Annotated in this window: 8 protein-coding genes; 5 read left to right on the top strand and 3 right to left on the bottom strand. The window is 46.0% G+C overall.

Annotated features, from left to right (window positions below; translation table 11 throughout):
- Position 1: 1 nt before the first annotated feature.
- Both AC5ZC7_RS17315 and AC5ZC7_RS17310 read left to right on the top strand, forming a co-directional pair.
- Positions 2–4615: a DUF6443 domain-containing protein gene (locus AC5ZC7_RS17315; RefSeq protein WP_496157655.1), complete on the top strand. Its 4614-nt coding sequence runs from the start codon at positions 2–4 to the stop codon at positions 4613–4615.
- 6 nt (positions 4616–4621) lie between these two features.
- The gene (locus AC5ZC7_RS17310) at positions 4622–5131 is read left to right on the top strand and encodes a hypothetical protein (protein WP_496157656.1); all 510 of its coding nucleotides are present in this window, start codon (positions 4622–4624) and stop codon (positions 5129–5131) included.
- Positions 5132–5510: 379 nt separating this feature from the next.
- Here the strand turns inward: AC5ZC7_RS17310 and AC5ZC7_RS17305 are convergent, their stop codons facing one another.
- The 3 genes from AC5ZC7_RS17305 to AC5ZC7_RS17295 form a co-directional block, all read right to left on the bottom strand.
- Positions 5511–6290, bottom strand: a complete 780-nt coding sequence (locus AC5ZC7_RS17305; protein ID WP_496157657.1) for a zinc-dependent peptidase — start codon at positions 6288–6290, stop codon at positions 5511–5513.
- A gap of 6 nt (positions 6291–6296) precedes the next feature.
- Positions 6297–7916, bottom strand: a complete 1620-nt coding sequence (locus tag AC5ZC7_RS17300; RefSeq protein ID WP_496157658.1) for a M28 family peptidase — start codon at positions 7914–7916, stop codon at positions 6297–6299.
- Between the two features lie 62 nt (positions 7917–7978).
- Positions 7979–10684: a PKD domain-containing protein gene (locus AC5ZC7_RS17295; RefSeq protein ID WP_496157659.1), complete on the bottom strand. Its 2706-nt coding sequence runs from the start codon at positions 10682–10684 to the stop codon at positions 7979–7981.
- A 198-nt stretch (positions 10685–10882) separates the two neighbouring features.
- Here AC5ZC7_RS17295 and AC5ZC7_RS17290 point away from each other — a divergent pair, with 198 nt between their 5' ends.
- The 3 genes from AC5ZC7_RS17290 to AC5ZC7_RS17280 are packed head-to-tail and all read left to right on the top strand — an operon-like array spanning position 10883 to position 14405.
- On the top strand, positions 10883–11806 hold the full coding sequence (locus AC5ZC7_RS17290) for a dihydrodipicolinate synthase family protein (protein ID WP_496157660.1): 924 nt from the start codon (positions 10883–10885) through the stop codon (positions 11804–11806).
- A complete protein-coding gene (locus tag AC5ZC7_RS17285) occupies positions 11803–13392 on the top strand; it encodes an aldehyde dehydrogenase family protein (RefSeq protein ID WP_496157661.1) in 1590 nt (529 codons plus the stop codon). Before AC5ZC7_RS17290 ends, AC5ZC7_RS17285 begins: the two co-directional genes overlap by 4 nt.
- 11 nt (positions 13393–13403) lie before the next feature.
- Positions 13404–14405, top strand: coding sequence for a 4-hydroxyproline epimerase (locus AC5ZC7_RS17280; protein ID WP_496157662.1), 1002 nt, complete (start codon positions 13404–13406; stop codon positions 14403–14405).
- Positions 14406–14410: the final 5 nt, after the last annotated feature.

Below are 14410 nucleotides of genomic sequence, written 5' to 3'. Positions count from 1 at the left end.
GATGATGCATACTGTAGACGCCTATTCCTTTCAATCGAAGGATACCACCATTTCTTCGCGTCAATTTATACGTTCATGGTGTCCTGTCATCCCTTTAAAGGATGCTGCCGAAGTAACAAGGAAAAGTAGGTGGCCGAATGAGGTGGTACAGCTTACCAGCTACTATGATGGCCTGGAGCGGAAGACGCAGATTGTGCAAAAACGTTTTTCTCCAGGGGGAAACGACCGTGTGACTATCAATGCATACGACTCAATCGGACGTCAGCCTATCAATTATATGCCTTATGTTGGTATAACCAATGATGGGGATTATAAAAGTAATTGGTGGGGAGAGCAAAATATCATAAACGGAGCGACTTATCCTGGGCAATCTCCATATTTTAGTCAAACCATTTTCGAAAAGTCTCCTTTGGGAAGAGCGGAGAAACAAATGAAGCCGGGAGCTGCCTGGGGAGCAGCCAGTAGAGGAGTTAGTAATCAATTTTTGTTCAATACCCTGGCAGATAGTGTAAGAGTATGGGAATTGAATGCTGCTGGCATACCTGTTAGTACTACAATTTATGATGCAGGCGAACTCGATAAAAGTATTACTACTAATGAAAGTGGACAACAGAATGTTTCCTATACTAATAAGCAGGGCCTGGTTATACTAACCAAGGTGCAGTCTAATGGAACTCCCGGAACTGCTCATATGGGGTGGAACTGTGCATACTACGTATATGACGATTTTGGACGCCTTAGTACTGTTATTACGCCTCTGGCTGTGAGTAAAATTACAAGTACATGGAATGTCATTCCGGTGATAAAACTTTGTAACATTAGCAGATTTGATGGACGTGGTCGAGTTATTATGTCAAGAGGATCTGATGTGGATTCTACGGAGATGGTGTATGATAACAGAAATAGATTGGTTTTTAGCCGTGACGGAAATCAACGAATAAAGAAGGAATGGACAGTTAATTTTTATGATGACTATAATAGGTTGGTCATGACTGCATTATATCCATCAGATTCTACGAGAGTCCAATTGCAGGATTTGATGAATGCGGTAAGTAATTCCTCCACAACACTGGTAAATACTATTCCGGGAATCGCCGATTTATCAGTAGCAAATTATAAATCTACAGATCAGACTTACAAAGCTAGGAATAGTGTAGTTTTTTTGCCGGGTTTTGAAAGCCCTGTTAATGCCGAGTTTGATGCGTCTATTGATCCTTCATTGATCAATAGTACGGAAACAATTGTAATCAATAATCCTCTGCCAGGAATTAGAGACTACATTCCTATATTATATAACTATTACGATGACTATAATTATGTAGGAATTAAGGCATTTGATCAAAGTTATGTAACAAAATTAATTGCCGGAGGTGATCCGCATCCGGAATCCGTTATTGCATCAAGCTTAACTAACACCTTGGTTACTGGTCAGAAAATACGGGTACTAGGTACAGATCAATGGATAACTACTTCTCTTTACTATGATGATAAGGAACGAATGGTGCAGATCAGAAGTGATAATTTTTGTGCTGGAGAAACCGTAACGACATTTCAGTATAATTTTAGTGGCAGTTTACTAAGTAGTTATCAACATTATGAAAACCGACAATCAGGATTAAACCCCGTGCTGAATGTACTTACTACATATGAGTATGATAGCCTTGGTAATATTCTTTCTGTAAAGAAGAAATTAAATGATGATCCTGCACTGGAACGAACCATATTAGTTAATACATATAATAGAGATGGCGTATTGGTTACTAAGAAATTGGGAAAACAATCTAATGGTAGTTTTCTGGAAACAATTTCTTATGGGTTTAACATACAGGGCTGGTTAACAGGAATAAATGCAGACTATTTGGCAGGAAATAACACGGATGTTAAGCATTTTGGTATGCAACTGGGTTATGATTCTGGATTTATTGCATCACAATATACTGGTAACCCTTCTGGGGTGAGATGGAAAGGTTGGAATGATAAGATAAACAGGCAGTATAATTTTAGCTATGATCAGACAAGCCAGTTGACAGGAGCCGCTTTTACGCAACAAAACGCTGGTAGTACTTCCTGGACAAATGACAAAGTCGATTATACAGTAAATAATTTGTCTTATGATGCCAATGGTAATATTAAATCACTAAAGCAATATGGTCTTGTCGGTACCCAACCAGGTGTGGTGGACGAATTAGTGTATGGCAACACAGATAACAGTAATCAGCTAAAATATGTTTATGACAAAGCAAATAATGTTGGCTCGAAGTTAGGTGATTTTAAAGAGCCTGCGATTAACAACTCCGCAAATATTACTTCTGGATTGGCTGATTATAGTTATGACGCCAACGGGAACCTGTTATCTGACGCCAATAAGAATATTAGCAATGTAGTATATAATAGCTTGAATCTTCCCGAAAGAATAAGTGTATTTGGAAAAGGGACGATCCAATATACCTATGATGCTGGGGGAACTAAATTGCGTAAGACTGTAATTGATAGCACAGTCAATCCAGTTCGTACTATAAAAACGGATTACATTTCCGGTCTGATTTATGTAAATGATTCTCTGCAATTTATTCCTCATCAGGAAGGACGTATCAGGGCTATATATACAGCTACTGCTCCAGTTAAATACGTGTATGATTACTTCATTAAAGATCAATTGGAGAATACCCGTATGGTGCTAACAGAGCAGACGGATTTTACTATGTATGCTGCAACTATGGAAACAAGTGCAGCGGCAAAAGAGACAACCTTATTTAGTAATATAGATAATACCCGTGCTGATAAGCCAGTTGGTTATCCTGTGGATCAAAGCGCTGGACAGAATAGTTTCGTATCAAAGTTGAATGCTGCCGGGAACCAGAAAATCGGACCGTCAATTGTTTTGCGCGTAATGGCAGGAGACACTATTAATATTGGTGTTAAAGCTTTTTATAAATCCATTACCCCAGAACAAACCAAGGGTCCTGTACAGCCCGAAGTAATGATAGCATCTTTAATGCAAAGCTTTGGCGGTACAGGGACAAGCGGAAATGGCCTTCACAATGCTGCTGCCGAGGCCGGACCTATTAACGCAAACTTTTATAATCATGAATATCAACAGTTAAAGCAACGGGATGCAGACCCATTTACTTCTGGTAGGCCCAAAGCTTATCTCAATTATGCCCTCTTTGACGATCAGTTTTCTCTGGTGGACGACAATAGTGGAGTAAAACAGGTGAAAGAAACTGCTGATGAGTTGCAAACACTTGTGACGGATCGGATGATTATGCAGAAAAGCGGCTTTTTGTATGTTTATACAACCAATGAAAGCCAACAAGACGTGTTCTTTGATAACCTAGTTATTACTAAAGGTAATGGACCTGTTTTGGAAGAAATGCATTATTATCCTGATGGCCTCCTGATGGATGGGATTAGTTATAAAGCTTATGCAGCCGTCGACAATAATGCTTTATTCCAGGGGAAAGAATTACAGCATAATGAGTTTAGTGACGGCTCAGGTATAGAATGGTATGATTTTGAAGCACGATACTACGACCCTCAATTAGGCCGTTGGTTTTCACCAGATCCGGCTGGACAAGATTTTAGCCCCTATATGGCCATGGGGAATAAGTATATTACAGTGAGAGACCCTGATGGCAGATTTTGGCACATTGTGATAGGTGCAGTTATTGGGGGAGCGTTTAATGTGTTGAGTCATGTTGATAAAATTCATTCTCTCCAGGATGGTTTAGTGGCTTTTGGAATTGGTGCGGCTGCAGGTGCGATAGGAGCCGCTACAGGAGGGGCATTAGTCGCTGGACTTAATGGTGCGGCAGCAACTTTGATGGGGGGAATGGTTAGTGGTGCTGTTAGCGGAGGCTATGCCAAACTTACGGAGAGTGCAGGAAATGCATTTTATTTTGGGGATCCTATTAGGATGGACGATGTGGCAATGGCTATGGCGCAAGGCGGTGCTTTTGGCGGTGCTTTGGGCACTGTTGCAGGTGCTGCAGGAGGAAAAAGAGGATGGGATCTTGTAGGACTTCCTAAATTTAATAATGGAGGCCCCTCATTTTCATTAGCTCTATCATCCGGTGGTAAAGTTGTTGATCCATTATATACTAATAAAGTGGGTTACGGCGGTTTAGGAAAAGGCGGAAGTTTAACAATGCCCGCGTATAGAGAAGGAAATTTCTATAAACCACCTACAAAGTATAATTTAGATGGAAGTATTGTTTTTTCTACTGCTAATGGAACGGGAGGAGAACTTGGCAATTTAAAGGTAAATATTAATTTAAACCCTGAATTAGGAACAATATCAAATCCTGGCCCAGAGATACCTCATTTTGAAGTGCCAAAATATTATAACTATACAAATGGAGAAAATAGTATTCATGTTCATCCACATGCAATGAAGCATTTGCTTGAGCTTCAGCAAAATGGAATGAAACTTGGCCCTGATTACCTTCGATTATTAGGACAAATGCATCAAAAGGCAATTAATACAGCAATAGATGAGGCTTTATCCAGAGGACCATTGATTTTTAGGCAGATGTATAACATCGGTGGGCACGAAATTATGTTTTCAGCTCCTAGAGTTGCTGGAGAGCTACCAGTAGTTAATCATTTTCAATAAGCAAATATGATAAAAGTAGAGTTTAAAGAAATTAAAATTCGTCAGACTGCGGAGTTATCATTAGCTAGTCAAACTGATCCCATCCCCTTTTCTATAGTATTGAGAAATGCTACGGAAATTTCCGAAACGGTTTACGCAAGGAACTTAAATGGTCAAAATTTTATCGAGTTCAGATTCAATAAAAGTGATAGTCAATTGTATGACATAACTATGGTTGGATTAGACCAGAAGAGCGTTGAAAATGTGTCTCTGATTGAAATAGATAAAAAAAATAAATCTTCATATGGTTGTTTGATTGATGTAGAGAATAGTGTGTTAAAAGACACTCAGCCAGTCATGATTTATCGTGCCAAGGATACTATTAAGGTAATCTGGGGAGTTGAAAATGAACAAGGTATTGATTATTTTCCATTGGTATCTAACTGTTGGTTGGGTATTGATAGCAACTCATTTCTGGTATCTGTCATACTAACGGGGTTGACAGATGAAGAACTATTTTACATATTGGAGTTTTAGATGCTACTGAATAAATAATGGATCATGTTTCGATCTATTGAGTATGATCCTTTTATTCAGTACATCTACGAATTCCTAATGGCATTGTAAAAGGAAAGGGCAGCACATTGTTTGGGAGAAGTGTAACGGATAGTGAACGGCTGGAATCGGCAAAGGAAATTTGATAATCCTTGTTGGTTATTGTATCTGGACATTTGGTACCATGAAGTATGTGATTTTTGGATACATTATTTCATTTCTGCTGGTGTTGTCGTCTCCTTTTCTTTCCTGTTTTTGGTTTCGTACTTAAAGGCAATAATAAAATTTTTCTTAATTGCTATTCCATTGCAATCGGATATATTTTATTCTTTTGATAGGGAATACCTGCGGGGAGTGGTTCCTATACCTTCCCCGCCGGATCCTGCCTGAATATCTTCGTTAACATCCCATACAACTCCGGATGCTTCTCCGCCAGCAAATCCGGCCTTTCAAAAAAGTATTCCGATATCACCGCAAAAAATTCCGCTTCATTCATCGCGGCATAGGGATTAATATCCGTATGCCCTTCTGAAATTTCCTGTATGGTTTGATGCACCAGTTTCATCCAGGGGATGGCGTAGCTGTGATCCAGCAGTTTGCTGGGGAATCCATCGATGGTACCATCTGTTTTGTCCAGCAGGTGTACGAATTCATGAATGGCGGTATTGTTTTTATCGGTGGTATTAGAGAAGCCTTCCCGTAGTGCGGAGCGGGAGAGGATCATTTGTCCGTTGAGTGCGCCGCTGCCCACCATGCCGAGAATGTTGCGGCGATTCCCTTCATATTGGTAGGTTTCATCGAAAGTGTCGGGGTAGAGGATCACGTTAGTGAGATTAAAATATTCCCAGTCTTTGAACCCAAAGATGGGGATGATGCCGCTGGCGGCCACGAGTACACGGTCCAGGGCGGTTACTTCGGTGCCTACGCCTTCTATGCTGGTTCTTTTGAGGAAGCGCTGTACCATGCCTTCAAAGCGCGTTTTGTCGCCGGGGCTGAGCTGTTGGTAGTAGCGTACATTTTCCTCGAGGAGCGACTGGTATCCTTCTGGTACGGCTATTTTCTTGCTTTGCCTGCGACTGTACATATTTTTGAAGTACAGGAACAGGATGAGTCCTATCATGATCAATCCGAATAACACCATGGCTATTTATTTTCTGTATGCTTTAAACTCTGATCCTTTCTTCCATGCAGGGAAACTGCTCTCCTGGCTGAGGTGGTAGCCTACGTCAAACAGCAGGCGGATATCTTCTACCATGCCTTCCATATTCCAGGTGGCGGGGTTGAATTCGTCTGCAGGAGAGTGGTAACGTAAACGGTTATACGCAGCAGTTTGTTCTTTGGCCCATCCGGCTTCGTGGCCAATGGCGTTGGTCCCCGGGCCTATATATAATCCTGGTACGCCTTTCTTGGCGAAGTTGAAGTGGTCGGAGCGAAAGAACCAGCCGCCTTCCGGGTTGGCTTCCGGAATAGTGGTACGTTGTTGCCGTTGGGCGGCACGCAGGGCGTAGTCATCTAATTCCGATTGCCCGTAGCCGATGACGGTAATATCTTTGGTGCGACCAAAAGTATTGAGTACATCAAGATTAATATCAGCAACTATTTTGTTCATGGCAAAGGTGGGATGTGTGGCATAGTATTCTGACCCCAGCAGGCCTTGTTCTTCGCCGGTAACGGAGAGGAACAGTATGGAGCGCGCGGGCCGCTGTGGCAAACGGGTAAAGGCTGTGGCCAGTTCCAGTAAGCCGGCGGTGCCGGTAGCGTTGTCAACGGCGCCGTTGTAAATAGAGTCGCCTTTAACGGGTTCGCCTATACCAAAATGATCCCAGTGGGCGGAATATACAACACATTCCTGCGGCCGTTTGGCGCCGGGCAACACCGCCAGCACGTTATGAGAGGTGGATTTTTTAATGGTATTATTTATCTCGAGAGATGTTTGTAAATGGAGGTCTACCGGCTTGAAATCTTTTGTCCTGGCCTTTTGTATGATATCCGGTGATATGCCGGCCAGTTGGAATATTTTCCTGGCGGCATCTTGTGATATCCATCCTTCCAGGGCGGTGCGGTGTTGATTGTTGTCGGCGGTTTGCAGGTAGAGTTTGGAGTTGGACCATCCACTGCGCACTACTTTCCATGGGTAGCTGGCGGCGGCGGTTTCATGGATGATGATGACGCCGGTGGCGCCCTGCCTGGCAGCTTCTTCAAACTTATACGTCCAGCGCCCGTAGTAGGTCATGGTGCGACCTTTGAACAGGGTGCTGTCGGAAAAGCCGGGATCGTTGATGAGTACGATCACGGTTTTGCCTTTTACGTCCAGTCCTTTGTAGTCGTTCCATTGGTATTCCGGTGCTACGATGCCGTAGCCGGCAAATACCAGCGGGGAGTTGCGGATGCTCACCTGGTCCTGCACGCGGCGGGTGGCGGCTACGTAGTCATCGAGGTACGACAGCGATACGCTGCCGTTGTTACCTTTTATGACAAGGTCGCCGGCGGGTTTGGAATGAATAGACACCATGGGTACCTCCTGGAAATAGCTGTTGCCATTACCGGGTTGCAGGCCGAGTTGTTTGAATTGGGCGGCGAGGTATTGAATGGTGCTGTCTTCCCCACGGGTGAAGGGTTTACGGCCTTCAAACGCATCGGAGGCGAGTATGCTGATATGTTGCGCCAGGCTGCCGGCATTTATGGCTTTGATGGCAGTGGAGTTTTGTGCAATCGCCCGGCTGCCTGTCAAGGAGGCTGCCATGGCTAATATAATGGGTACTTTCAATATATGTACGGTTTATTCAGCGCAAAAATTAGGGGACTTCCGGTAGAATTCCAAAAAATGGATTAGCGGAGCAGCACCGTGGTGCCTTTACGGAATATCCTTTTGCCGCTTTCTTTCTCGGTGTATTCCAGCATCCATACATAGGTGCCGATATCGGCTGATTTTCCATTTACGGTGCCATCCCATTTACGGCGCCAGTCGGTGGTTTCAAACAAGAGATTACCGCTCCGGTTGTACACCGCAAAATGCAGGTCTACTGCTTTGTAGGCATTCAGTGGATAGAGATAATCGTTTTGCCCATCGTTGTTGGGAGAGAAGGCGGTGGGCACATCTATATAACAACTGGATACGGCAGTAATGTAATGATTGGCGGTGTCCAGGCAGTTAGCTTCATTTCTCACAATGAGCCGGATGAGATATTGCTGCTCTTTCTGGGATGGGTAGTATTGCATGCGGATTGGTGTGGCGCCGGTGGTACGTGCACCATTGCCATAGTCCCAGGTCCAGGATTTAATTGCACCCAGACTTTTATTCTGCGGCAGTACCAGGTCCAGCGGGCAATAAGGACCAGGGTCTACATCAAACAAAGCGGTTACCTCGCTTCTGATGAGGGTATCTTTACTTTTGGTGTCTGAGCATACGCCGTTGGAAACAGTTAGCTGTAGGTGTTTCTCTCCGAGCGATGTATAGGTCTTTACCGGATTTTGGGTAGTAAGTGTTTCTCCATCGTCAAAACTCCATTTCCACTGGTTCACCTGGTTTTTGCCATCATGTTGAAAATGGAAGGTGCTGATACGGCAATCCTGTTCGATGGTGTAAGTAAAGGAAGCATTAACGGTATCGGCTGTACGAAACAGTGTTTGTTGATTAATAGCGGCCAGTTGCCAGCATTCGCTTTGTAAAGTATTTCCATCGGTGCCGTTGCGTAGTGTAATGAGATAGTCGCCTGCATTTTGTATGGGTGCGGATAATTGCAGATCAATGCTATCGGCCAGTTGGTTGCTGTTACAGATGCCGCTGGCTTTTACAATGTTGGCTGGTTTTGGACCAGTGATGGAGAAGTCGCTGCCATCGGGCGCAATAGAGCTGCAGCGAACCGGAATAGAAACCCCTATTTTTACCGTCGTTGGTGTACAACTGGCGGGAGCGGTAGCGCCTAACAGCACCGTGGGTTGTGGCGCCAGGGTAAATGGTTGATGCGCGCCGGCCGGCGTTTCCTGCCAGCATTCACTTTGCAGGGTATTGCCATCTTTCCCGGCTTTTAGTTGCACGTTATATTGACCATCTTTCAGGATGCGGTCTTTCAGTTGCAGCGCCACAGTTTTTGTTAATCCATTGGCATCGCAGGTGGTGATAGCCTGGGTGATCACTACCGCCGAGGGACCGCTGATGCTAAAGTCGCTCCCATCGGGTGATACAGAGCTGCAACGGATATAATCATCAAATACCAATTGAATATTATCCGGGCCACAGGGTGGGGGCGTAACAGGCCCCAGGGCCACATAGGGCTGTGGTGGAATGTTTACGTTAGCTGTTTGTCCTGCCGGTGTTTGTATGTGGCACTCACTCTCAATGGTATTGCCATCCGGGCCTTGTACCAGGGTAACCGTATAATTGCCTGCTTGTAGTATCCGCCTGTCTAATTTTAGGGAGATGATGGTGGTGAGGCCATCGCTGCTGCAACTGCCGGTGGCCCCAATAATCTTAACGGCACCGGGGCCGCTGAGCACAAAATCTTTTCCATCCGGTGAAATAGACTGGCAGCGGATAGCAGCATCAAAGGTCAGTTGTAGCTGATCAGGGCCACAGGGAGGCGTTTTAATGGTCCCCATGTTTACCGGCAAGGCCGGTGCTACGATGAAGGTTATTTCTTCTCCCGTGGGAAGTTGGTTGCCGCAGGCGTCCAGGAAGGTGTTCTGATCAATCCCGTTTTTTGATATCAGTTTATAAGTTCCGGGAGGTAATTGTTTGTCAAATTGCACCAACAGGGAATCAGTATCAAAGCCACTGCTACAGTCTACGCCGGTCACACCGGTGATTTTAACACCAGGAATACCAGGGCCATTAAATATAAATTCGCTGCCATCTTTAGAGATGCTGTTGCATTGTATTTTCTTGCTAAGTTTAATGCCGGCAGAAAAAGGACCGCAGTTGTAAGCTGATTTTGTAAGGTGAGGAATGGTAGGATCAGTGATAACGGCAGTACCTCCGCCGAAAGATAACTCGTACCCACTCTGGGTATCCGAGAAGTGGCTGATCAGCAACAAGTATTCATGCCCCACTTCGAGCGTAGGCATGATGCTAAATAGCGGTTGTCTTTTACCACCACAAACCGCATTAGAGGTACCTGCTGGAGATGTGCCGGTAATACCAAATTCTCCTGACCAGTTCATGCAAACAAACAGGCTGCCGTCTGTAAATACGTCATTAGGATTGCGTCCGGTGATATCAAATAGTTGCCAGTCGTAGTCTTCATCTAATATCAACGGCCGGATAGTAAAGCCGAGCGTACCGGTTTGATAGCAGGTAAATTTATACCAGTAAGGATTTTTATCAACATGAGGGCCATCGTCCGGGTTATTGCAAACGGGACCGGGCACAAGGTTGGAACCGCAAATAGGAACTGACGCCTGTTTGAAAACCTTGGTGCCACAAACCGGGAATGCAGAGGAAGGGGTTTGACCAATTCCTGTGCAGGATTGCCCGCTGGCTGTTTGTACACAGAGCAGCAACGTTAACAAATAGGTAAAGTATTTTACATGAAGCATGGGATACCTGGTTGACGGGGAATTACCAAATTAAGGGAAAATTTCCCATTCAGCGGTATTAAATTCTATGCAGATATTTTTTAATTCCTGGCGAAAGCCTCCTGTTTTCGGTTAAAATATGCGTATAATTGATTAATTACAGCAGCATGCTATAGCAGGTCTCCAGCTATTTTTGTTGGCATAAAAAAAGATAGGAAAATGGCACAAGTTAACTGGCAAGGCGTATTTCCCGCGTTGCTCACCCCTTTCACCGCCGACGATCATATTGATTATGAGATGTTCGACAAAAACCTGCAGGCGCAGGTAGATGCAGGCGTTAATGGTATTATTCTGGGCGGCTCACTGGGCGAAGCCAGTAGTTTGCAGAATGAAGAAAAGTATGCACTGGTAAAACATGCAGTAGCTTTCCTGGGTGGTAAAATACCCGTTATTATGAATATCGCGGAGCAAACCACCAAAGCAGCGATTGGTTGTGCCAAGGCAGCAGAAGAAGCGGGTGCAGCTGGTTTGATGCTGTTGCCTCCTATGCGCTATAAAGCAGATGACGCGGAAACAGTAGCTTACTTCCTGGCGGTGGCTAACAGCACGCCATTGCCTATTATGATCTACAACAACCCGATAGATTATAAAATTATCGTGACACTGGATATGTTTGCGGAACTGGCAAAAGCGCCTAACATCCAGGCGGTAAAAGAATCCACCCGCGATACTACCAATGTGATTCGCATGATCAACCGCTTCGGCGACCGCTTCAGCATTCTTGGTGGCGTAGATACTTTGGCGTTAGAATGCCTGGTACTGGGTGCCAATGGCTGGGTAGCCGGACTGGTAGATGCTTTCCCGCGTGAAACCGTAGCTATTTACCGCCTGGTAAAAGCAGGCCGTATTCCGGAAGCTTTGGCCATTTACCGCTGGTTTATGCCATTGCTGGAACTGGACATAGATCCTAAACTGGTACAATACATCAAAATGGCTGCTACTGCTACCGGTATCGGTAATACCAACCTGCGTGCGCCACGGCTGTTACCAACAGGAGCAGAACGTGCACATGCTGAAAAAGTAATTGCGGAAGCCCTGGCCACCCGCCCTGTGCTGCCGGAATATTTAAACCTCCCTGGATGATTACTGGAAAAAATATTATAGGCTTCGCCAGCACTGCTGAAGGAACAGATGTACTTCGTGCATACAATCCCGTTAGTAATGCCACGTTGCCGGAAACATTTACGGTAGCTACCACCGCAGAGATCAACCTCGCGGTAGATAAAGCTACTGCTGCTTTTCAGGTGTACCGCCTTTCTTCTCCGGAAGAAAGAGCGGTTTTCCTGGAAACCATTGCTGCTGAAATACTGGCGCTGGGTGATGCACTGCTGGAAAGAGCTGTTGCTGAATCCGGCCTGCCTTTAGGTCGTATTACCGGTGAACGTATGCGTACCGTGTCCCAACTGAAACTCTTCGCCAGCGTATTACGCGAAGGTTCCTGGGTGGAAGCGGTGATTGACCCTGCACAGCCCGATCGTACACCACTACCGCGGGCGGATATACGAAAAATGCTGGTGCCACTCGGCCCCGTATTGGTATTCCCTGCGAGCAATTTCCCCCTTGCGTTCTCCACCGCAGGTGGCGATACGGCATCGGCCCTGGCAGCAGGCAATCCGGTGATCGTGAAAGCACATGAATCGCATCCCGGTACCAATGAACTGGTAGCACAGGCTATTCAAAAGGCAGCACAGCAATGTGGCATGCCGGATGGCGTGTTTTCCAGTCTTTCCGGCGCCGGCCCGGGCGTAGGGCAACAACTGGTGAAACATCATGGCATAAAAGCGATCGGCTTTACCGGCTCCTTTAAAGCAGGTACTGCTATCTTCGATGCGGTAAACCAACGCCCGGAACCTATCCCGGTATATGCGGAAATGGGCAGCATCAACCCAGTCTTGTTATTACCCGCTAAACTGGCGGCAGCAGCAGACCATGTGGCAAAGCAATATGCGCAGTCTATCACCCTGGGCGCCGGACAGTTCTGCACCAATCCCGGTCTGCTCATCGCCCTGGCTGGCGAGGCTACCTCGCAGTTTGCCACCACCCTGCAACAGGAGCTGTCTGCTATCCAGGCGGCCACTATGCTCAATCCCGGTATCTGCTACCACTACTACGAAAACAGGGAACAGCTGTCACGCAGAAAAGGCGTGGAAACACTGTATGCCGGCGGTGCTGAAAGAGACGCCACCAAAGGTTCGCCTGCACTTTACCGGGTAAGTGGCCAACACTTTATGGCCAGTGCGGAACTGCAGCAGGAAGTTTTTGGCCCTACCTCGCTGTTGGTGGTATGTGATAACGAAACAGAACTGCAGGCAGTCATTGCACAGTTACACGGACAGCTAACCGGTACCGTAATGGCAGAAGAAGCAGATCTGACACGCTTCTCCACCGCTATCGCCGGGCTGTCTGAAAAGGTAGGCCGTATCATCCTGAATAATGTGCCTACCGGTGTGGAAGTGGGTTATGCCATGCAACACGGCGGACCATTCCCGGCCAGTACGGATATACGAAGTACTTCCGTGGGTGCATCGGCGATTGTACGTTTTGTAAGACCGCTATGTTACCAGGACTGGCCAGCAAACCTGCTCCCGGCAGCATTGAAAGATGAAAATCCTTTAGGCATCTGGCGCCGTATAGACGGGCAGCTAACAAAAGAAGCCGTTAGAAAATAATTTGAATGCTTATGGCAGCTAAAACTTTTTTTTGCATAGATGCCCACACCTGCGGTAACCCGGTAAGACTGGTAGCAGGTGGTGGCCCTATCCTCCGTGGAAATAACATGATGGAGAAACGCCTGCATTTCCTGCAGGAGTTCGACTGGATCCGCAAAGGGTTGATGTTTGAGCCAAGAGGGCATGATATGATGAGCGGAAGCATCCTGTATCCACCTACAGATGAGGCCAACGATATCGGCGTATTGTATATAGAAACCAGCGGCTGCTTGCCGATGTGCGGTCATGGTACCATTGGTACGGTGACTATTGCCATTGAACAAGGCCTGGTAACACCTAAAGTGCCCGGTAAGCTCCGCCTGGAAACACCGGCAGGCCTGGTACTGGTAGATTATGTACAGGAAGGGAAGAAGGTGAAATCAGTAAAGCTTACCAACGTAAAATCTTTCCTGGCAGCAGAAAACCTGGAAGTAATTTGCCCGGACCTGGGCACTTTACGGGTGGATGTGGCTTACGGTGGTAACTTTTACGCCATCGTGGATCCGCAGGAAAACTTTGCCGGCCTGGAAAACTATACTGCTGACCAACTTATCTCCTGGAGTCGTGAACTACGTAAACGACTCAACGAAAAATACACCTTCGTACACCCGGAGAATGAACATATCAAAGGACTGAGCCATTTGCTGTGGACAGGCGCCACCATCAGTCCGGAAGCTACGGCACGCAATGCCGTGTTTTACGGTGATAAAGCCATCGACCGTTCTCCTTGTGGTACCGGCACCTCTGCGAGGATGGCGCAATGGTATGCCAAAGGAAAACTGAAACAGGGCGATCGCTTCATTCATGAAAGTATCATCGGCTCACAATTTATTGGCACTATTGAAGCGGAAACCACACTGGCAGACAAGCCGGCGATTGTACCGGGCATAGAAGGCTGGGCAATGGTAACCGGTTACAATACCATTATCCTGGACGATGATGATCCGTATGTACACGGGTTCCAGGTGCTGTAAAATCA

The organism is Chitinophaga sp. 9-1-y, assembly GCF_059511905.2.
The sequence above is the reverse complement of the archived record's forward strand: the minus strand, read 5'-3'. Positions and strand labels throughout refer to the sequence as shown.

What these genes read in the sequence shown, in the direction of transcription:
- AC5ZC7_RS17315 (WP_496157655.1), top strand. Translation starts at nt 2, where the DNA reads ATGATGCATACTGTAGACGCCTATTCCTTTCAATCGAAGGATACCACC.
- AC5ZC7_RS17310 (WP_496157656.1), top strand. Translation starts at nt 4,622, where the DNA reads ATGATAAAAGTAGAGTTTAAAGAAATTAAAATTCGTCAGACTGCGGAG.
- AC5ZC7_RS17305 (WP_496157657.1), bottom strand. Translation starts at nt 6,290, where the DNA reads ATGGTGTTATTCGGATTGATCATGATAGGACTCATCCTGTTCCTGTAC.
- AC5ZC7_RS17295 (WP_496157659.1), bottom strand. Translation starts at nt 10,684, where the DNA reads ATGCTTCATGTAAAATACTTTACCTATTTGTTAACGTTGCTGCTCTGT.
- AC5ZC7_RS17290 (WP_496157660.1), top strand. Translation starts at nt 10,883, where the DNA reads ATGGCACAAGTTAACTGGCAAGGCGTATTTCCCGCGTTGCTCACCCCT.
- AC5ZC7_RS17285 (WP_496157661.1), top strand. Translation starts at nt 11,803, where the DNA reads ATGATTACTGGAAAAAATATTATAGGCTTCGCCAGCACTGCTGAAGGA.
- AC5ZC7_RS17280 (WP_496157662.1), top strand. Translation starts at nt 13,404, where the DNA reads ATGGCAGCTAAAACTTTTTTTTGCATAGATGCCCACACCTGCGGTAAC.